Annotated in this window: 11 protein-coding genes; all 11 read right to left on the reverse strand. The window is 37.4% G+C overall.

Annotation, left to right across the window (positions count from 1 at the left end; all coding sequences use genetic code 11):
* Positions 1–271 precede the first annotated feature (271 nt).
* Positions 272–3,001, reverse strand: a complete 2,730-nt coding sequence (locus ACFFLS_RS13125; protein WP_379682033.1) for an alpha-d-galacturonidase — start codon at positions 2,999–3,001, stop codon at positions 272–274.
* Between the two features lie 134 nt (positions 3,002–3,135).
* Positions 3,136–4,017, reverse strand: coding sequence for a sugar phosphate isomerase/epimerase family protein (locus ACFFLS_RS13130; RefSeq protein WP_379682034.1), 882 nt, complete (start codon positions 4,015–4,017; stop codon positions 3,136–3,138).
* A 165-nt stretch (positions 4,018–4,182) separates the two neighbouring features.
* Positions 4,183–5,328 carry a sialidase family protein gene (locus ACFFLS_RS13135; RefSeq protein ID WP_379682035.1) on the reverse strand — a complete coding sequence of 382 codons (1,146 nt, stop codon included), beginning with the start codon at positions 5,326–5,328 and terminating at the stop codon, positions 4,183–4,185.
* Positions 5,329–5,470: 142 nt separating this feature from the next.
* Positions 5,471–8,221, reverse strand: coding sequence for a glycoside hydrolase family 78 protein (locus tag ACFFLS_RS13140; protein ID WP_379682036.1), 2,751 nt, complete (start codon positions 8,219–8,221; stop codon positions 5,471–5,473).
* A 351-nt stretch (positions 8,222–8,572) separates the two neighbouring features.
* Complete coding sequence (locus tag ACFFLS_RS13145; RefSeq protein ID WP_379682037.1) at positions 8,573–10,141, reverse strand: MGH1-like glycoside hydrolase domain-containing protein; 1,569 nt, start codon at positions 10,139–10,141, stop codon at positions 8,573–8,575.
* Between the two features lie 103 nt (positions 10,142–10,244).
* Positions 10,245–12,695 (reverse strand): glycoside hydrolase family 95 protein, encoded by a 2,451-nt coding sequence (locus ACFFLS_RS13150; RefSeq protein ID WP_379682038.1) that lies wholly within the window; start codon positions 12,693–12,695, stop codon positions 10,245–10,247.
* Between the two features lie 253 nt (positions 12,696–12,948).
* A complete protein-coding gene (locus ACFFLS_RS13155) occupies positions 12,949–14,367 on the reverse strand; it encodes an acetylxylan esterase (protein ID WP_379682039.1) in 1,419 nt (472 codons plus the stop codon).
* A gap of 49 nt (positions 14,368–14,416) precedes the next feature.
* Positions 14,417–17,197, reverse strand: coding sequence for a glycoside hydrolase family 78 protein (locus ACFFLS_RS13160; RefSeq protein ID WP_379682040.1), 2,781 nt, complete (start codon positions 17,195–17,197; stop codon positions 14,417–14,419).
* Between the two features lie 218 nt (positions 17,198–17,415).
* The gene (locus ACFFLS_RS13165; RefSeq protein ID WP_379682041.1) at positions 17,416–19,278 is read right to left on the reverse strand and encodes a six-hairpin glycosidase; all 1,863 of its coding nucleotides are present in this window, start codon (positions 19,276–19,278) and stop codon (positions 17,416–17,418) included.
* Positions 19,279–19,600: 322 nt separating this feature from the next.
* Positions 19,601–20,518, reverse strand: coding sequence for a glycoside hydrolase family 43 protein (locus ACFFLS_RS13170; protein ID WP_379682042.1), 918 nt, complete (start codon positions 20,516–20,518; stop codon positions 19,601–19,603).
* 263 nt (positions 20,519–20,781) lie between these two features.
* Entirely contained in the window at positions 20,782–22,350 is a 1,569-nt protein-coding gene (locus tag ACFFLS_RS13175) for a glycoside hydrolase family 28 protein (protein WP_379682043.1), read from the reverse strand.
* Positions 22,351–22,364 lie beyond the last annotated feature (14 nt).

The raw sequence follows: 22,364 nt of genomic DNA on the forward strand, positions 1-22,364 counted from the left end.
ATTGGCGAATTTCTGAACGGAATTTCTAGTGTGATTTCTCCCTTCGGTCGAAATGACAAGATTGTGTTTATACTTTTAGCAAACCTGACGGGTTTTGAAAACCCGTCAGGTTTAACTTTGCTTACATTCGCGTGATGGATTGAGGCGGTATCTCCCGATTTAGAAAAACAAGGCTTTTTAGCCGTAGTTTTTGTTAATCGGAAATATAGCCGAAAGCCCGACCCGGAGGGGCACGCCCACACGAGCGATAGCGAACTGACGCAGTAAATTATTAATAAAACAACCAGTCAATAGCTGCTTTTTCTCCTGCATCAATATATCCCACATCACGTGGTGTTATGGTTTGATCTGCATCGATAAAACCTAAAATCAATACTTTTCCTTTTCCTAAATCTAATTTATTCTCGCCCGGCTGGAAAGTATAGGTATGAATGTTTACACGTGGTAAATCCTTTAAATTCATGGCGCTTGCCAGAATTACTTCGGCCTGACCGTGCGCATTTCCTGCTGCATCTGTTTCTAAACTTGGCGGCAATAAAAATCTTTTTTGGTCGGAATTGAAATAACCGACCACTAATTTAACTGCTTTTGTGTTTCTAAACTTCAAATGGGTTCCTTTTTCGTTTTGGTCGTTTTCTGCGAAAGTAAATCCTTTCAGGTTTTGAAGCTCTGGAGCGATTTTAGTTAATTCAGAAATGTCTGTTCCGTACACTTTTGTTCCTGTTTTTACTAGATAGGTACCCGGTTTTTCGTCGATAAAAGTTACTTCGGAGGTTTTCCAAGGTTTTCCTTCTTTGGTTTCGATTTTGCCGTCTTTTGAGGCTTTTAGCTTTTCTAAATTTCTTTTGAAATTAGCTAATTCACGTTCGTAATGCGGTAACAATTCAGCCCAAGTTTTATTGTTTCCGTCGTCGCCTCCAATCGGAATTCGGCGTTGCGCGGTCTGCATACTGTTCGCATAATAATAGGTATCTTTTGTCAGGTTTACCAATAATTCATAATGCTCGATGCTTTTCTCCAAATGTGGCATCGCTTTGTCTAAATCCGAAATGTCGTTTGAATAACTGTATCTTAAAACCAACAGGGCTGCTTTTACTTTTTCTGAGAAGAAATCGGCGAAAGCCTTATAGGCATGCATGTCATTTTTAAGGCGTGCAAATTCTTCTTTGTCTTTGGTTATGCTGGCTTCGGCTTTGTCAATGGCTTCAACGGCCAGTCTTCCGTGTTCTGTGATTTCGGCAATAATCTGTGTTGGCAATTCGCCTGAATGCGGTTCTTTGTTCCATTCTTTTTTGGCATATTCTAAAAGCAATTCGCCTGCTGGCCCGCAAGATTCGTGGAATCCAGGATAAACGCGCCATTTTGACGGATTTACCAATTGACTTTCGAACATTCCTAATAATAAGGTCTGACGGTTTCCTTCTGTAATTCCGAAACGTCTTAATGTTTTTGGGGCAATTTCTCCTGTTTCTTCGTAGGCTTTTAAGATTTTGTTGGCTGCTTCCTGATTGGTTCCGTATTTCGAAGCCAAATCTTTATCCCAAAATTGAACTTCTTCGTTACGGTCTCTTTTGCTGTCCCAAGCATATCTTGCCCAGGCTTTGTACCAAATCCAATCGCGGTCCATTTCTAATAAACGCTCGCCAGTTTTGGTTTTATCGGCTGAATACGGCCAATCCCAATAAGAAGCCTGAGGATATAAATGCAGTGCATTGGCACCGTGAACGCTGTGCATGGCTTTTACGGTTTTTTGGATAAAATCGGGCGAACCGTATCTGAAAGGTTCTAAGTTGGCCAAAATATGGACGTTTTCAATATGAATTGATTTAAGAGCACTCAGCTGTTTATGCGTTTCTCCCCAAGGACCGCCCGGCGTGTAAGTCGTCAGCGATTCTCCTGTATATTTGCTTTCTGTATAAAGGTTTTTGTATAACGGAAGTGATTTTTCCATTACCAAAGGCCCGTCTGTATCGTGAGAACGAAGGATAATCGGTGGTTCTTCTGTTTTTCCTAATGCCTGCAAACCATCGCGAACGCCCGGAATAATCGTTTTGGTAAACCATTCGACATCGTCATCAACGGTATTGATTGCTTCTCCCAAACAAACCATTAAGCCAACATTTGGGTATTTTTCGATAAAAGCAGCAATAGATTTTCTGGTATAATCTGAAAGCAGTGGCGTAATTGGACGTGAACGGTCCTGCGTTTTTATGTTGAAATGTTCTGCAAATGGTTTGGAAACAATAATGTTATAAAACATCTGAATGACCCAGATTCCACGTTTGTTGGCTTCAACGGTCAGGAATTTATAGATTTCTTCGTTCTTTTTGAAATCTTCATCGCTGACTTCTACCGCAAACGGATAGTCTTTTAATTTCACTAAAGATGCAAAAGGATGTCCGTTCCATAAATACAGGGAATTCATTCTGTTTTCAACCAGCATATCCAAATACTTTACCCATAGTTTTTTATCGTAAAACCAAGGAAAAGTTTCGGGCGTATAAGGATATTCGTAAACGTCACGTCCAGGAAGATAAACGGGTTTCTGCATTCCGATGCAGGCGCCTCTCAAGACCATTTCGGGGCTGTCGTCAATATTGATTTCTGACGGAAGTTTTCCTGAGTTTTTAATTTGGTCTGTTAGTTCTAATGCTCCGTATAATGCTCCAGAAGCATCTGTTCCTTCAATGTAAATGATATTTTTTTGAGTGCGGATTTGGAAGCCTTCTTTTTTAGTCAGTTTGCTATCGTCGATTTTGGCGCTTTTTGCATTTTGTTTCCAAAAATCGGTTCCTTTTTCGCCAATGACAATTAGCTGGTCTTTTGAGTTTTTGAATTTATTGACAGAAGTTACTTTGAAACCTTTTGATGAAAGTGTTTCTGATAGTTTTTCGGCTCCGAATTGTGCTCGCGGAGAACTTGCATCACTTACAATTGTGATATTCTGTGCTGTCGCGAAAGTGACGAAGAAACCTAAAAAGAGTAATTGTAAATATTTCATTGTATCGTTGTTTTTTGACCACAAATTGCGCAAATTTTCGCAAATTATAGTCGTGATTAATCTGCTGAATCTGTAAAATCTGCGTGCTGATTTTTTTTTCACGCAGATTAGGCAGATTAGGCAGATTTTTTATTTTAATTCTGAAAAATGCGTTTTAAATAGGCTACGTTAGCACCATAATTGGCTTTTACATTATGAACTTGTGTTACATCACGAGAACGTTCTACAATCAGCCATCCACTCCATTTCATTTCATCCAAAGTCTGTTTTATTTTCGGCATGTCGATTGCTTTGTCATTTTCTAACCAGAACTGATCGGTGTTTGAAGCGTGAATTTGCGCTAAATATTTTTTTCCTAAGATTTTCAATTCTGATGAAATATCTCTGCCATTATCAACCGCATTGGCAAAATTAAATGAACTTTTAATGTATTTTGAACCGACTTCATCTAAAAGTTTTTTCTCTTCTGTAGCACTCAACGAAGTTTCGATTGCGATAACGCCACCTATTTTACCCACTTCTTTTCCTGCCCATCGCAGTCTTTTAATCACTTCTGGACGCAATTCTGGATTTTTAACCAAGTCTGTTTGTGTTCCTAATGGAAGATACGCCACTTTTACGTTCATGTTTTTCATGGCTTGAATACAATCTGCAATCATGGGTGTAATTTCTCTTGTGGCAAAAGATTGTGCATAAAATCCAGACATCGCAATCGAACTGATTCCAACGCCAGTTTCTTTCGATTTATCTAAGAATTTTTGTCTTTCTACAGGATCACCTAGTTTGCTGTCAAAAGTCGGACGGTTTCCTAAACCTCCCATGTCTAGCTCAATTCCGTCAGCTTTTATTTCACTTGCTAAAGCAAAAGAACCTAATTTTTGTCTTTTTAAAATCATCCAATCACAAACCGCAACTTTATATTTTTGTTTTTTGGAAGACTGAGCCGTTGCACAGCTGTTAAATGTTGTTGACATCACAACAAGCAATGCAATTAATAGATGTTTTTTAGATTTCATTCTTATATTTTTTTCTGCCACAGATTAAAGGATTATTTGGATTAAAAATCTGCTCGATCTGCTCAATCTGCGGGAAAATTTTATTCTCGCAGATTGAGCAGATTTTAGAGATTAACTAGAATAAAAAATCATTTTAATCCTTTTAATCTGTGGCTTTATATTTTTTTATTCTTCTTCAGCTTTTACTGCTGTAACCACTTTTCCTTCTTCGCCTGGCCAGATTCCGTTTTTGATTGGAAGCGCCACCAATTTACTTGGATCTATTTTCACATATTTCAGTTTTTCTCTTCTCCAAGTATATACAATATGAACCATTCCGTCTGAACTTTGAATCATCGATGGATAAGAATATTGACTGATTTTTGAATCTTCTAAAACCAAAGCGGCATTCCAATTGATTCCGTCTTTAGAAACCGAAACATTTAAAGGTGTTCTTGGCCCTTTTGCTTCTTTTCCTGGAGGAAGTACATGATTGTAAACCAATAAATGTCTTCCGTCTTTAAGTGTTACGGCATCAGTTCCTGAGTTGTTATTTGGAAGTCCGATTAACTCAACAGCTGACCAAGTTTTTCCGTTATCTTTAGAGAAGGTGCTGAAAATTGCTCTGTTTCTCGTTCTTCCAATCGCCTGAATACTTCCGTCTTTATGAAATAAAATACTTGGCTGAATCGCATTGATTTTTTGTTTTCCTCTAGGAAGTGTATCTCCCATAACCCAAGTTTTCCCGAAATCTGGAGTAGATTCCATACGAAGTCTCCAGCCGTCGCCTTCAATACTTGACGGACATAATAAAGTTCCGTTGCTTAATAAAACTGGTTTGTTTTTGATTGGACCTAAGAAACCGTCTGGCATTTTTTGAGCTTCAGACCAGGTTTTTCCGCCGTCAGATGAAGTTCTGATTACGCCCCACCATTCCGATGGTTTTGGGCCTATTTTGTAGAATAACATTAAATCGCCACCTGGGATTTGATATAAAACCGGATTCCAAGTTGGTAATCTCGGTCCTTCTTTCATAACACCGTCAGCAACTTTTACGCCTTCGTTCCAAGTGTCACTTCCTTTTGGTTTAATAGCTACGTAGATACAAACATCAGGATTTCTTTCGTGAGTTCCTCCAAACCAAGAAGCAACTAAATCACCATTTGTAGCTTCGACAATTGTAATCGCATGACAAGACGGATAAGGCGCTTTATCGTAAACAAACTGATCTACTAAAATTCCTTCTTTCCAAGTCTTTTTCTCTAAAGCCGATTTACAACTTCCTAAAAGTAAAAGTCCAAACAAAACAAATGCTAATTTTGATATCTTCATTCTTAATAAATTATGAATTATTTTTTTTGACTATAAATACATACCCTACATTTTTTTAGGTAAAAATATTTAATAAGTGTAAAAATAACACCAAAAAATTAACAATGTATCCTGTACTGTCCCGAATTATTAAAAATGCAACTTATTTAACGTTTATCGCATAATTCCCTGACGAAAGTGTAACCTTTATTTGATTTTCCTCTGTTGAATGAGAGTATGAAGCCTTATCTAACTTTTGTTTATTGATTGAAACAACTGAAACATCACTTGCAGGAAGATAAACAACAGCAGAACTATTTGCTGGAATAGTAATATTCCAAACCAAAGCTTTTTTATCCTTTTTCCAGTCACTTTTAATAGTTCCGTAAACCGATTCGTAAGAAGCATTTACATAAGTCAATCCTGCATTGAAGTCAGGTTTCATAATAATTTGTTTAAAACCGGGAGTTTCAGGATTGCTTTTGATTCCTGCCATATTTTCATAATACCAAATCAGCAAATCGCCTAAAAGCATGACATGGTTCTGCGAATTCATTGCTGGGTCGGCAGTATTTCCGTTCCAAAGTTCCCAAATGGTTGTTGCGCCATTTTCGACCATATAACCCCAGCTTGGATAGGTTTTGTTTGAGGCCAATTTGAAAGCCAAATCGCCACGCCCAAGATTGGTTAACGTTCGCATTAAAAACTGTGTTCCAATAACGCCTGTGCTTACGTGACCGTTTTTAGTCACTTCCACTTCATGTACCAGATTTTCAAATACTTTTTGCTGTAATTCTTCCTGAACCATTCCGAAAGTTAAAGGCAGTAAATTAGCTGTTACCGTATTGTTGGCGTAACTGTTTTTTGATGCATTAAAATATTTAGTATTGAATGCTTTTTTGATTCTTGAAGCTAATTCATCATAGTGTTTAATGTCTTTTTCGGCATTCGCGATTACAGCAAATTTCTTCATGATATTCAAAAGCTGATAATAAAAAGCACTCGAAATCAATTCTCCGTCAGTCAAACGAGCTGGGTCTTTGGAACGAATTAATTCTAATGATTCTGGTGGAACACACCAATCACCGTATTTGTCTTTGGTCATAATATCATCAACCAAATAGTTTTCTTCCATATAATCCATCCATTTTTTCATCGACGGATATTGTTTCTCCACTACTTTTTTATCTCCAAACTGCTGATACAGCATATCTGCAACCGTAATGTAAGTTCCTGGCCAAGTCACATTATCGCCGTAATAACGCCAAAAAGCTGGTGCTACATCTGGAATTCCGCCATCAATAGTTTGCGAGTTTTTAATATCATCTAACCATTTTGCGTACAAAGTTTGATTGTCGAATAAAAAGCTTTCTCCGTAAGCTCCAGTAGTTCTGTCTCCCAACCAAGGCTGGCGCTCGTTTCTTTGCGGACAATCAATCGGCATTCCTTTATAATTACCGCTGATTCCCCACCAGGCATTCTTAAAAATCTGATTCATAATTGGGTTCGAAGAATCGAAAGTTCCCGTAGTCTGAATATCATCATAAACCACTTTTCCAACAAAATTTTCTAAAGCTGGCTTGGTTTTAAATCCAGAAATCTCTACAAATCGAAATCCGTGATAAACAAAACGTGGCTCCCAAACTTCTTCGCCCTCGCCTTTCAATGTATAAACATCAGTCGTTTTCGCATCACGGAGATTCGCAATGTATAAAGAACCATCTGATTGTAATGATTCGGCAAACTTCATCGTGATTTTATCGCCTGCATTTCCTTTCACTTTCAGTTGAAGCCAGCCCACCATATTTTGTCCCATATCCAAGATATAAGTTCCTTTTGATGTTTGTTTGATTGAAATTGGTTTTACTTCACGTTTTACCTTCATATTCGCCGACATCTGTCCTTCATAGAATCCACCTGGTTCCTGAACGTATCTGGCGTTTATCCAGTTTTTATCATCAAAATTGGTCGTACTCCAGCCCTTCATTTCCTTGCGGGCATCGTATTCTTCGCCGTCGTATTCATTGTTAGCCAAAATCGGGCCGTCGGTTGTTAGTTTCCATGTATCGTCAGTTCTGATAACATCTTTACTCCCATCGGTATATTCTACAAATAATTGAAGAGCCATTTTCGGCAAACCAAATGACTTGATTTTATACGGTTTGTAATCCTGACGCATGGCAAAAAAACGTCCGTTTCCTAAAATCGTTCCCAGCATATTTTTTCCTTCTTTCAATTGCGAAGTCACATCAAAAACATTGTATTTTATATTTTTGGTATAGTCCGTAGGAACGGGTGCCAAAACCTGGTCACCAATTTTATTTCCATTAATGTACAACTCGTACAAGCCCATTCCCATGATATACACTTTGGCAGATTTGACTTGTTTTTTCAGGTTGATTTCTTTTCGCAGATAACGTGCCGATAATCTCGAATACTGCGAAACGCTGTCATCTTTCGACAATTTTTCATAGCCAATCCAACGCGTAGATTTCCAGTCGGCATAAGTTAAAATCCCAATGCTAAAATGTGCGGTTTCTGTAGATTTCACTTCGCCTTTATTCGTGAAAACCGTTACTTTCCAGTAAATATCTTGTCTGTCTTTTAGCTTTTTTCCGTTGTAAATTACATTAACCGATTCGTTGCTCTGCACTTTTCCGCTGTCCCATAAATCGGCGTTTCCAGCGTTTAGTTTTTCTAAAGAGGAAGATGCCAAAATTTGATAATGAGTTTGTTTTACATCATTTATTTCTGCTTTAATTTTCCAGCTTAATCTTGGCTGTAAAACATCAATTCCTTCCGGATTGGTCAGCATTTCGCATTTTAAATCACTCACAATTATTTTGTTTTGGGCTTTCGCCGAAATTGTGAAAAGCGAGATGATTAATGTAAGATGTAAAAAAAACTTTTTCATAATTTTATTTTAAGTCCCAGAGGGACGATATATTTATAGATATTATAATGGTAATTTCATTAAGCCCCAGCGGGGCGACATAATTTTCTATAGGTATCGCTCCGCTGGAGCTTTTTATCATTTGGGTGTGTATTTTGCTATAAATATTATGCTTCTCCGAAGCATCCAAAAACTTTACTTACGATAACTTCATGCTTCCAACGGATTAAAATCCGTTGCTACAATATGATTCATTCCTCTTGAATTTCGCAGCGCCTAAAAGTTCCATCGGAACGGCTAATATTGTAGGGATGGATTTCAATCCGTCCTCAGTATAAATCCGTATTAATCTGCCTCATCCGTGTCCCATTTTCACTCCGAAATCACTCGTTCCAATCTCTCAGAAACTGCAATTTCTTTTCCGTTTTTAAAAACCCTAAAACCTTTTCCTTTTTTATATTTTTCTCCTGTTTTATCCCAAAGAATCGTAATAATATTATCATGATACAAAACATTATCCAGACAAAACCAATCCCATTTTTCTTGCGGAATCAACGGATTTACTTCAATCTTTTCATCAGCACGCGGACGTAAACCAACCAAACCTGTAATCACTAAATCATTAAATGTCGAGTGATTATAATAACGGCTTCTTTCTCTGTCGCCCATTAACCAATATCCTGTTGTTTCATCCAAATATTCTCCCAAATAAGGTCTTCCTCTGTAATATTGCGACTGAACATACAATTCCATCTGTTTGAAATAATCAGGTTTTGCTACAAAATTCTGACTGTAATTATTCAAAACATTCGCCAAAGCCGTTAACGTCTGCGAACTTGCAAAAGGCCAGATTGCACCGTCCCATTCGCAGGTTCCTGTTCCATGTGTTCTAAATCTCGGACTTCTTCTTTCAGCCGTTGTCAAACCAAATGGAGCCGAAAATCCTTTTTCATCCTTAATCTGTTCCCAGGCTTTTTCAAAGTCTTTATTTTGTTCTGGAAGATTAAAATACCACGGAATAAAACCGATGGCTTCTCTAACTTGTGCTAGAGTATCTTTTTCGGTCAAAGTCTCAAAGAATTCACTTTTTGGATTCCACAATTTCGTTTGTATTGATTGTTGTAGAACAGAAGCTAAAGCTTTATATACTGTTTCCGTAACCTTATCGCCTTTCATTTCAGCCATTTTAGAAATCGCTACAGCATTTCCATACATATAACTGTTAATCGTTGGTCTTGCATTTTGCACTTTTCGCCCGCCGCTTAAGGATTCTTCCATTCCGTCTTTTACGTCATGTTGCCAAAACAATCCATCTTTACGCTGACGTTCTTTTACCCAAACAGCATAATCGGTAAGCATGTCTGGATACAAATCCAATAAGAACTTTTCATCCTTATTTACCAAATAACGATTGTACAAAGCATCGGCTGTCCAACTGCTGAATTTATACAATTTGTTCATCGGTTTTCCGTCATTTCCTCGATACCAAAGTTTTACATCCTGCTCAATGTATTTAGAATCATGAACCCATCTGAATTCGTTGATATGATGCCCCAAAGCACAACTAATCATATTATATTTATCGGCATACGAACGATCAACTAAAAATTCTGTGATCGCAAACCCTTGTGATGTATTTTTTATATGTTTACGAACGCTCCACCATCTGAAATAATAAATCTCCTCAAAATTCTGCTGTGGACATTCAAACAACGGAATATTCTTTTCCATCCAAGTCCACGCACTGTCATTCGGAATCGCAAATTTTAAATTCTCGTCTTCCATAGTGTTGAAATAATCAACATAATGTTTGAAGTTTTTTTCTTTTAAAATAATCGATTTTCCTTTTTGAGAATGTCCCGCACTTGATTTGCAACCGCTGTTTATACAAGCAATTACTATTGAAAGTATTATTATTTTATGTTTGAAATTTGTCAACATTTAAAATTCAATCTTTTTAAAGTTAAACCATATAAGTAATATAAGTTCAATTAAGTTTTACTTTATATTTTCTTATAGTACTTATATGGTTTTAAAATATTTTTTAATTCCCCGAAAAAGTATACGTCTGCCCCGCTTTCATATTCACATCATAAATAGTATAATTTGGCAATTGTACTTTAGGCAATTTTGCTTCTTTAGAAATAATTGATTTCTTCACTTCCACATCGTAAAACAACGGATTCGGATTCTTTCCTTTTGCTTTTTTAAGTGAAGAACCTTTTAAAGTATTTTCCACTTTCAATCGGCAGTTTCCTCCAATTTTCGAATAGATTTTCAACTCCGAAACTTTATTGTTTTTCCAAGTCATGTCGATTACGAAACCGCCTCTTGCAACCAAACCTTTTATGCTTCCGTCTTTCCAAACCGTTGGCAAAGCTGGGAGTAAATAAATCGCATCTTCCTGACTCTGCATCAGCATTTCAGCAAAACCGGCTGTACATCCAAAGTTACCATCAATTTGAAACGGCTGATGCGCATCTAACATATTCGGATACGTTCCTCCGCCTTTTCTTTGATCTGCTGTTACCAAATGCAATTGATCTTGAATTAATTTGTAAGCGTGATTTCCATCTAATAATCTCGCCCATAAATTCACTTTCCATCCCATTGACCAACCTGTAGATTCGTCTGTTCTGTAAATCAAGGATTGTTTTGCTGCTTCAAATAACTCTGGTGTTTTTATTGGAGAAATCTGATTACTTGGATACAAGCCATATAAATGCGAAACGTGTCTGTGATTGTCCTTTGGATTGTCCCAATCTTCCTGCCATTCCTGCAGCTGATTGTGTTTTCCCACTTTCATTGGAGGCATTTTTGCCAAAGCATCGCTTACTTTTTTCACATAAACTGCGTCTGGCGAAACCAAAGCCGAAGCTTCCATAACATGGGTAAACAAATCAAAAACCAATTGATTGTCCATTGTCGTTCCCGATGCAATTGTCGCTTTTCCTGTTCCGCCTGCGTGTGTATTTTCAGGCGAACTTGACGGCACCACTACCAAATATTTGGTGTTTGGGTCTATAACCATAAAATCCAAAAAGAAATCGGCTGCGCCTTTCATAATTGGGTAAATTTCTGCTAAATATTTTTTATCTCCTGTATATAGATATCTTTCCCACAAATCCTGACAAACCCACGCACCACCAGTCGGCCACATTCCCGAAGCAGCTGAATCTACCGGAGCAGTTACACGCCAAATATCGGTGTTGTGGTGTAAAACCCAACCGCTGGCATTGTACATTGTTTTTGCCGTTTCTGCGCCTGTCACTGCTAATTCTTTTGCCATTTGTACAAAAGGTTCGTGCATTTCCTGCAGATTGGTTACTTGTGCCGGCCAATAGTTCATTTCGGCATTAATGTTTGTGGTGTATTTGCTGTCCCAAGGCGGTGTTACCATATCGTTCCAAATTCCTTGTAGATTGGCTGGCTGACCGCCCGGCTGGGAACTCGAAATTAAAAGATAACGTCCAAACTGGAAATACAAACTCGCCAATTGCGGATCAAACTGTTTCGAGAAATCTCTGATTCTTTCGTTTGTTGGCCTTTTAACCAAATCATTTGAACCTAAATTTAAAGATACTCTGTTGAAGAATTTTTGGTAATAGTCAACATGCGCTTTCTTTATGGTTTCAAAATCTTTTGCTTCGGCTTTCGCTAAATAGTCTTTGCTTTTTGCAATTTCATCACCAGAAATGTCCTGATAGTTTTTGAAATTGGTTGCAATCGAAATGTATAATGTCACTTCATCGGCTTTGCTGATGCTTAAAACACCGTTGCTGGCATCGATTTGGCCACCTTTATTTTTTGCCGTAAGCCTTCCTTGAAACTTTACTTTTCCTTTTACACCTTCAAAGTTAGTTCCAACTCCCGAAAGTATAATCTGGTTTCCTTCTGTCGAAGCGACTGTTTTATCAATCGGACTGTTCATGAAAACGTTACAAGTAATCTGTCCCGGCTGACTCGCACTAAGTTTTACTACAATAACCTGATCTGAAAATGCGGTTAGAATTTCTCTTGTAAATTCAACACCGTTTACTTTGTATTTTACTTTCGCCGTAGCATTGCTGATGTCTAAATCGCGATAATAATCGGTATATTTTTGATGTCCTGCAAATGATATATAAACGCTTCCAAAAGTCTGATATGGCATTCCGTCATTGGTCTGCGACATAATATCCTGCGTAGCCAAATCTTGTGCTTCATCAAATTTTCCGTCAAAAATTAACTGACGAACAATTGGCAATGCTTTTATCGATTTAGTATGTGAATTGCTGTTTGGTGAACCTGCCCAAATCGTTTCTTCGTTCAATTGCAAACGTTCTACTGCCGGATCACCAAAGACCATGGCACCTAAACGTCCGTTGCCTAATGGCAAGGCTTCGTTCCAGATTGAGGCTGGTTTATCGTACCATAATTTTAAGTCGCTTTGAGCTGTTGCTGTTAAGGAAAAAATTCCAAAACAGATTGCCGTTATTTTGATTTTTAACTTCATAGTATATTTTTTTTTCGCCACAAATTCACGAATTGGCTCTAATCAATCTTTATGCTTTATTTCTCAAATTTATTTTGCCACAGATTTACATGATTAAAAAGGATTTTTATCTCCATAATCTGCTAAATCTGCGGGAAAAAATTACTCTCGCAGATTTAGCAGATTCAGCGGATTTCTAATCTGTGAAAATCCTTTTAATATGTGGCAGAAAAAAATAATTCGTGCCAATTCGTGAAATTCGTGGCTATCTCTTTTATTTCTTAACCTCGTAAACTTTCAGATTTTTTTCTCCGAACATTTCGTATAATTTATTGATGTCTTTAAGTGCATTTGCTGGCAGTTTTTCGCCTTTATCTCCAAAAACAAGCAACTTTTCTTTTGGTTCAATCACACAAGTCGATTCGTCGATTTCGCCTTTATCGTTCTTCACTTTACTCAAATCTAAATTTAAATATTTCGCCATAAACGGATACAAAGCCATGCGTTTTGAGATTCCGAAATCATGTCCTTCTTTGGCAAAATGCGCATTTTCTACTAGATCTTTCTTTCCGTACAATTCATAAGTTCTTTGAACAAAAGGAAATTCCAGTTCAGGAACCGCCAATGTCCAGTCTTTTCCGTCAGAAACAATCAATTGTGGTTTTGGCGCCATCATAGCTGAGATTTCGGCATTATTAGTTCCGTTTCCACATAAATGGATTCCACGACCGCTTTCACATGGGCAACCACCTGAAAAGTGAGAGGAAACCATTACAACCGGAGCTGAAACTTTAACTCTGTCATCAATCGCTGATAAAAACATCGTGTGTGATCCTCCGCCAGAACCACCTGTAACGCCAACTCTTGACATATCAGCATTTTTTACTGTTGACAGATAATCTAATAAACGAATTCCTGTTAGCAACTGAACAGTAGATGCAATGCTGTTTCTGTGCGTTTCTTCTGGAAACTGCAATAACGATTCTCCCCACGCAAATAAATCGTAACCTACTACAATTGCGCCCATTTTCGCCATCATGGCACAACGGTACTGCTCATCTTTTCTGTATCTTCCGTCACCAAAATGTCCGTCAGGAGTTAGAATAACAGCTGCTTTTTTATTTAGCGGGTACGGTTTGTAAATCGAACCCGTCGCGTAAACACCTGGCAAAATTTCTAAAGCAATATTCTCTACACTGTAATCTTTGTAGGTTCTCTTTGGAGTTAAAAGTGGTTTAGATTTTGGCATTGGGGGAGCCTTTTCTAATCCAAATGACGTTATCATACAAGCTTTTAACTCCGTTTTACGTTTTTCCCATTCTTCTTTGGTCGAATAAAGGCTTTCTAAGTAAAACAAGCGTTCTTTTCCTTTATCGACCGAAACTTTATGGTTTTCATACTTGCGTATGATGTAGGTTCCATCGGGTTGCTTAAAATACATCAATTCAAACGGTGCTAAAATATTGGTCAGAGAAAGTGGCAGATTTCCCGGTTCAATTCTCCAATCGGCATAGTCTAGTTCTTTTCCTTTTAATAAACCTCTGTCATCGTTGATGGTTACGTTAAAAATAGTTTCGATTTTTTTCAATGTTTCTGATACTGGTTTTCTAAAATTAGTATCAGAAGTACTTTGCGCATTGGCAAATGTCAAAGCTAAAATGGAAACTAAGAAGATGTATTTTATTTTTTTCATTTTGATATTGTTGTGTATTGGAACGCCGATGACACGGATTCGCGTTCCATTATATTGTGCATTCTATTGTATAAATTCCTGATCCTAATTCCAAAACACGCTTTTGTACTTTTTCATCAAAACCTGCTCTAACTCTTTTACCATCCATTTTTATTTCTGAATTTTTAGCAACCGGTAATTTTACTGTTGCTGTTGTATTCACTGGAATTTGAACGGTCAAAATAAACTTGCCGTCTTTCTTCCCCCAAGAAGAAGCAATTTTTCCGTAAACCGATTGATAATCCGCTTTCGCGAAAGTCATATCGCCAACCACTTCTGGCTGAATAAAGAAATGTTTGAAACCTGGTTTTTCAGGATCCGATTTGATTCCCGCTAAACTTTGATAAAACCATTCTTCGATTTGCCCTAGCATAAAGTGATTCCACGAATTTCCTTTTCTCGGATCCCATTGTTCTGTTAAAGTGGTCAAGCCAAATTTAATCTGAAAACCATAACCTGGTGCATCGTAATGATTGTGCATTTTGTACATGGTTTCGTTTTCACCATTTCTTGCCAATGTTTGAAATAAGTACCTATTTCCAACATCTCCCGTTGTTAAACGATCTCCTTTTTCTTTGATATCAGCTAGTAAATTCTGCATTACAGCCTCTTTATACTGCGGTTCTACGATATCCATAAATATCGGAACGGCGTTGCTAAACTGACTGTTTGTTCCATATTGTTTGGTTTCTTCATTAAAAAATGCCGCATTGAAAGCCGTTTTAATCTCAGAAGCCAACGTATTATATTTCTCAAAATCTTCAGTTTTACCTAATAATTTTGATGCTTTTGCTACTAAATAAGCTCCATAATAATAGTGCGAAGTCGCAGAAAGCGCAATCGGACTGTTTTTAGAATATCCAGCAGGATGCGTTCCGTAATCGTACCAATCGCCTAATCCGTGTGAAACGATATGATTTGTTGCTTTTGTTCCTAAATAATCCACGTAATTTTTCATTACTGGAAAATATTTCTCCAACAATGAAGCATCTCCGTAATATTCATAATACATCCAAGGCAGAATTACGCCTGTTACACCCCACTCTGGAGAATCGGTAAAATCGCCTCCAAAGATTACATATTCAGGAACAATTGTCGGAATTAAACCGTTTTCTCTTTGTGAATCCGAAATATTCTGCATTGTCGCAGGAAGGAAAGTCTGAAGGTTGTAATTGAACATTAAACCCGGGCCATTCAACTGGATTTCTTCCAGCCATCCTAACTTTTCACGTTGAGGACAATCGGTAAAAACGCTTTGGAAATTACTTTTGATCGAATTATTTATCAATTCGTGTGTCTTATTAAAAATTTCATTCGAACATGAAAAACTTCCCGCTTCTCCTGCCGAATTGTAAATGAAATTCGATTTTAAATCAACTAAAGTTGGAAACTCTTTATTCTTATCTTCTTTATAATTAATGTTTTCAATTTGAACATATTGATAACCATAGAAACTGAATTTTGGCGTCCATTCTTCTGTTCCGTCTCCTATTAAAGTATAATCATAATAATAGGGTTTTCCAGATCTTCCCTGCGCTATTGTACCCTCTTCATTTAAACCTTCAGCAACCCAAACACGAATGGTCTGTCCTTTTTTTCCTTTTACTTTGATGGTTGGAAATCCCGAAAGATTCTGTCCCATATCAAAAACATAGAAATTCGGTTTTAGCTCTTTTACAGTTTTAACTTCATATTGTTTCTGAATCGTAACTGGCGGAGCTGTCTGAGGTCTTAAAACTCCTTTTGGCGCTTCCTGAACGACTACTTTTTTCCAATCTCTATCTTTGAAACCTTTTCGATTCCAACCTTTTTGTTCTAGATTGGCATTGTAATCTTCTCCACCAAAAATACTGTTATAGGTAATCGGACTTTTGCTGTATTTCCAAGATCCATCTGACTTTATAATTTCTTCTGAACCGTCATTATACTTGATTTTCATCTTGAAGAATAAAGTCGGCGGGCCAAAACTCACGAAGAATTTGGTATATCTTTCTGCCAGCGTATTGTACATTCCGTTGCCTAAAAAAACACCAATTACGTTATCGCCTTTTTGAAATTCTTTTGCGCTTAACTCGTAAACATTATAATTAACCGTTTTATCATAATCTGTCCACAGAGGTGCAAATTGGCTGTTACCCACTTTTTTTCCGTTGATAGTCAATTCGTAATGTCCTAAACCTGAAATGTAAACTACGGCTTCTTTGATTTCTTTTTTTACTTCGAAAGGCTTACGTAACATAATGCTTCTTCTTGCTAAAGAATCGGAAGCATTGATAATCGCGTTCTTTTTTTCTCTGTTGAAAGTGGCGGTGTGGTAATTTCTTCCTTCTGGCAAATGACTGTTGGCTTTTGTAATGGCACCAATCCAAGTCGGATTTAAATCGGATTCTAATGAAGCTGTTCTGAAAGTAGCCGTTTTGCTCCATTTAGAAACTTTTCCTTCTTGATTCCAAACTTTAACTTTCCAGAAGTATTTGGTTTCATTTTTTAATGGTTTTCCACCATAAACAATATGCAGGTTTTTATCTGTATTTACTCTTCCTGAATTCCAGATATCTCCATCGTCATTGTTTAGTTTTTCTTCTGAAGAAGCTACTAAAATCAAATAAGCGACTTGTGACGCATCCGATTCTTTTGAAATTAATTTCCAACTCAATCTCGGCTGATTCTGAACTACCGCTAATGGATTTTCTGCCATTTCTGTTGTTAGGTGTACAGGCAGAATTTGTCCTTTAGAAACTACAGTTGCTAGAAGACAAACGGCTAATAATATGCTTTTAAAAAACTTCACTTTGTATATTTTTTTTTTTCGCCACGAATTCACGAATTAACTCAAATTTTTACTTTGCGTTTAATTTCTCTAATTTTTTCTGCCACAGATTAAAGGATTAATTGGATTATAATCTGTGTTAATCATTTTAATCTGTGGCAAAAATTACGCAACGTTTATAAAATAATTCGTGAATTGCTTCGCCCGTTCGCTATCGCTCGGGTCGTGGCTATTTTTCTTTACAACTTTTTAGTTATCAACGATTCGATATTGAATACTGCTTCTGGGATTAATTTTCCGGTTTGAGACAGATCGTCGTAATCGTCTGTGTCCGGCGATGTGTCCGGATCTGGCGAATGTCTCTGCTCTCCTGTGCGGAACATGATTCGCTCAAAACCGTCTGTTGGCGCATAAAATATCTTTGTTGATTCTTTTCCATCGTTTACTTTTATAGTGTACTGACGGTTTTTAGCATCTAATTTAACTGCGATTGTATAGGCTTTGTTTGCTTCGTACTTTGTAACTGAACTCAAACGCGCACCATTTTTAACCTTTACTTCTCCATCCGAATCAAAAATCAATCTTACAGAAGGTAAACCTTGTTTATTTTGAAACTCAATTTGTAATAAACCATGATTGTTTTGTTCTGGTTTTACGGTGAAAACCGCTTCCATTTTTGAGGCGAAAGGAATCACTCTTTCCGCACGGGAATAATCAAAATAATCCTGATCTCTTAAAGTCAGCCATTTTTTATCATCGGCTTTCTTTTCGATTTTGGTTGATGCCCAAGAAAGATCGTACGTATTCCATAGCTTTAATTCTTGTCCGTCTGGAAGATTATTGAAAACGTCATTTACATTTTCTGTTACTACCGAAGTTACAGGAACAGGAATCGAAGCCACCCAAATATCTTCTTTGTTCATACTGTAACCTACCCAGATTTTTCCGTCTGGTGGAGTTCCGTTCTTTTCTGTAATTCCACGAACGTATTGCGGACCTGCCGATTTGTAGTTTCCGCCATAACGCATCGGACTTACTTCTCCATGAACCAACAATAAATCTTTATAATTTAAACCGTCGTCACTTGTTGAAATAGCCAAAGGCCAGCGATATTCTGACGGATTGTAAAGTGTCGCATAACGATTATCTGATGTTTTTTGTCCCCAAATTTTAGCGTTGCTGTTTACAAATCCCGGAGCACGCAATGGCATATAATCCCAAGATTTTCCTCCGTCTCTACTGATAGATGTTAAAGCATGTTTCCATAAACCCACTACATTTCCGTTTGGTAAATGGTAATAACTAAACGCTTTGTAAGGTTTCTGTAACGGAATCAATTCATCGTCACGATCGGCTTCTTCAACCCATTGCTGTAAAACCAAAGGTTCTGATAAAATTTCTTCGCAGGCTTTTTTCAAACCTTTGTCTTTTGATGTGGTATAAAATGGGAATTTCGATTTCGATTTGTCCCAGGTTTTGTTGTATCTGATGAAATAGATTTCGCCAAAACTTCCATCTTTCTTGATTTCGCGAATCACACGACCAATTCCTTTTCCGTCATTTGGATCGTCTTTTTCATCCATCGCAATTCCGTAATACGCTAACGCAAAAAGGCGATTGTCTTTTGAGGTATAAAAGCCCATTCTTTGGTGCATAATCGCATCCAGATTTTTGGCAACGCCTTCAACGCCATCTTTTTTCCATCCGTCAGGAATTCGGTAAATTGGGAAAATCACTTCAGGTTTTGTCCACGTTGTGCCGTCTTTAGAAGTCATTAATAAAGTTTGGCTTGGCGGAATATGTTCGCCTGATGGATCACTTAAATAATGCAGATAAAAAGTATTATTCCAATACGCCATCATCGGCTGGTGATTGTATGTCCATCCAAAACCATCTGCTTTTTCAGGATGTTCACGGCTTGCACGCATAATTTGCGTAGCGTGAACTCCAACCGCAGGACTTAATTGTCCGTGATGGTAATCGATGCTTGAAAGTGTTTTGCCAACATAACGTACCGTGTCGTTTTGTGCATTTACAGCGGTACAAGCCAAGATAATTGTGGCTGTGATGATGTTTGTTTTTATGTTTTGGAAAGCAATCATTTTATATTTTTTTGTTTCACGTAGATTTTGCAGATTTTGGCTGATTTGAGCAGATCTAATTTTAATCTTTTTATTTAAACAAATTAAAAAATCTGCATGATCTGCTTAAATCATCTTAAATCTGCGTGAAATTTTCTAACCATTTCTTTTAACTGCTTTATCTGCTATCCCCATAGCTATAGGGAGCGGAGAAAAATTTTACTCTCGCAGATTTGGCAGATTTAGCTGATTCTTATTTTTTCTTTTGCCACAGATTACAAGGATTAAAAAGATTATTCAAAATTTAATCTTTGGAAATCTATGTAATCTGTGGCTATATAATTTATTTTCTATCAATTAATCCTTTTAAAACGTCTGCAGAGATTGTTGTAATCGTTCCGTGTTTGTGTCCTTCGGGGAGGCTTATTTTGGAGGATACATCTTCAAAATGAACAAAATCTGTTGTGCTTAATGCTTTATAGTTTTTTGAACCGTAATTGTCATAATACAACAGCCAGTTTTTACCTACTTTCACTACCGTTGGGCCTTCTGACAAATATTCGGTTAAAGGCTCAGAACTTTTTTCAAACGGACCTAAAGGCGATTTTCCGAAGGCTACTTTTATGTTTCGCATGGGTCTTGTGTTGTCTTTCAAAACCAAAACGTAATCTTTCTTTCCTTTTTTGACAATCACACAGTCGATTACGCTGAAACCGGGTTCGTAATATAATTTTGTATCTGAAAAGGTTTTGAAATCCTTTGTCGTTACATAATACATTCGGTGGTTGTTTTTCTCTTCTTCTACTCCTTTTTCAAATCGGAATGGGATTGTCGATGCCCAGATAATGATGTATTCTTTTTTGACATCGTCATAGAAAATTTCGGGAGCCCAAACGTTTACGACTTCTGGCTCGTTTTTCATGACTGGAATATATTGCTGTTCTGACCAATGAATCAAATCTTTTGAACTTGCGTAGCCAAAACCATTTCCGCCTTTCCAATCGGTTGTCCAAACCATGTGATACGTTCCGTCTGCTCCTTTTGTGATTGACGGGTCGCGCATGATTTTACTGGCTCCGATTTCGGGTTTTAAAAATGATCCTTCCAGTCCTTTCCAATTGTAACCGTCTTCGCTGTATGCCAAATATAAACCTTCTGTTGCGGGTTCTCTAAACGACGTAAAAAGATATAAATCTTTCTTTTTCTGCGAATAACTCACAGCAAAAAACGAAAGGGTTAGTATGATGAATATTTTTTTCATGTCTTGTTTTCTTTTCCTGCAAGGTTTTCAAAACCTTGTAGGTATATTTTATGTTTAATACAGAATCCTACTGATTGCAAAAAAGCCAAATCTTTCTCTCTAGCCCCGATCGAAGTGGAAATCCTTATAAGCCGGTGTTCGGCTTATAAGATTGTAACGAAGAGCGGGACGATGCTTCCAAAAATGCCTATTGTTTCTGCTTCTAAATTTACTAATCTAAATACCTACAAGGTCAGAAAAGGACCTTGCAGGATTTCGTTGTGTTATTCTGTAATTGCTTTTTTATCCAAATCTTTTCCTTTTTTAACTGTCGTTGTTACGTTGTTAAAAACATTGTTTTTCAGGAAAATATTCTTTGTTGCTTTTCCGTCAGCGTCGATAAAAATATCGGTGGCGTTGAATGGAAAATTATTGTTAATCATAATATTTGATGCGTTATCGATTTTGATGACCGGAATGCCTTTTATCGGAGTCGATGAACCTACGTTGTCCAAAATCAGATTTTTAGAATCTGATATTTTGAAAGAGGGCCCCACTGTTGCATTGACTTTTACATCGTGAAATTCAACATCAGTGGCTGTGTTTATGGTAAAACCTTCTTTTCCGTCCATGTTGATGTTGGAGAAAGTGATGTTTTGGATTGGCATTTCGGCAATTCCGCGAACGAATCCGGCTTTGTTGACGTTTCCGCCTGTAACATTGCTGATGTGGATGTTTCTAAAAATTGGCGTGCGTTCTGAAACTGGTTCTACAGCATTTTCTTTGTCGTAAAACAAGTCCAAAATAATGGCTTCTTGCTTGATGTTTTTCATGACGATATTATCGACGCGAATATCTTCTACAACTCCGCCTCTTCCACGAGCCGATTTGATACGAATTCCACGATCTGTTCCGTCAAAAACACAGTTTGAAATCGTGATCTTTTTGATTCCGCCCGACATTTCACTACCGATAACCACTCCACCGTGACCGCTTAACATGGTGCAGTTTGTAATGGTTACATTTTCTGTTGCTTTTCCATATTTACGTCCGTCGCCGTCTCTTCCTGATTTAATCGTAATACAATCGTCTCCAACACTGATATGGCAGTTTGAAATATGAACATTCGTACAAGAAGAAGGATTGATTCCGTCTGTATTTGGAGAATGCGGATTGAAAATTGAAATTCCGGTAACGGTTACATTATCACAGAATTCTGGGTTGATGGTCCAAAAAGGCGAATTTTTAAAAGTTACCCCTTCAATTAAAATGTTTTTGCAATTGTAAGCCTGAAAGAAAGATGGTCTGAAAAACTTTTTATCAACTGTTCTTTTGTAATACGGTTCTGTGTAAAGGCCTTTGTTTTGCTCTTCCCACATGGTTTGGTATTTGGTTGGTGGCAGTGGTTCTTTGGCAGTTTCGATTCTATAGACTTCATTCCACCACGCTTTTCCTTGTCCGTCGATTACGCCTCTTCCTGTAATGGTAATATTTTCAACGTCTTTTGCATAAAATAAGGGCTGGAAACTTTTCATTACAATTCCTTCGTAACGCATTTCTACATACGGAAGAAAATCATCGAAGTTCTCTGAGAACTTTAAAAGTGCTCCGGAATCTAAATGAATCGTAATATTACTTTTTAGTGTTAAAGCTCCAGTCAAATATTCTCCAGCAGGGAAAAAGATGGTTCCTCCGCCGTTTTTAGAAGCTTTTTCGATAGCATTCTGAATGGCTTGTGTGCATTTTATTCCTTTGTTGTTTCCGCCTTCGTTTAGAATGTTTAGCCAGCCGTCGTTTGCGAAAGTGGTGTTTAATCCAGTGATGAAACAGAGTATTATTAGTATGTTTTTCATAATTTATTTTTTGG

The sequence above is a fragment of the Flavobacterium procerum genome, from assembly GCF_042431625.1.
Classification (GTDB): Bacteria; Bacteroidota; Bacteroidia; order Flavobacteriales; family Flavobacteriaceae; genus Flavobacterium; species Flavobacterium procerum.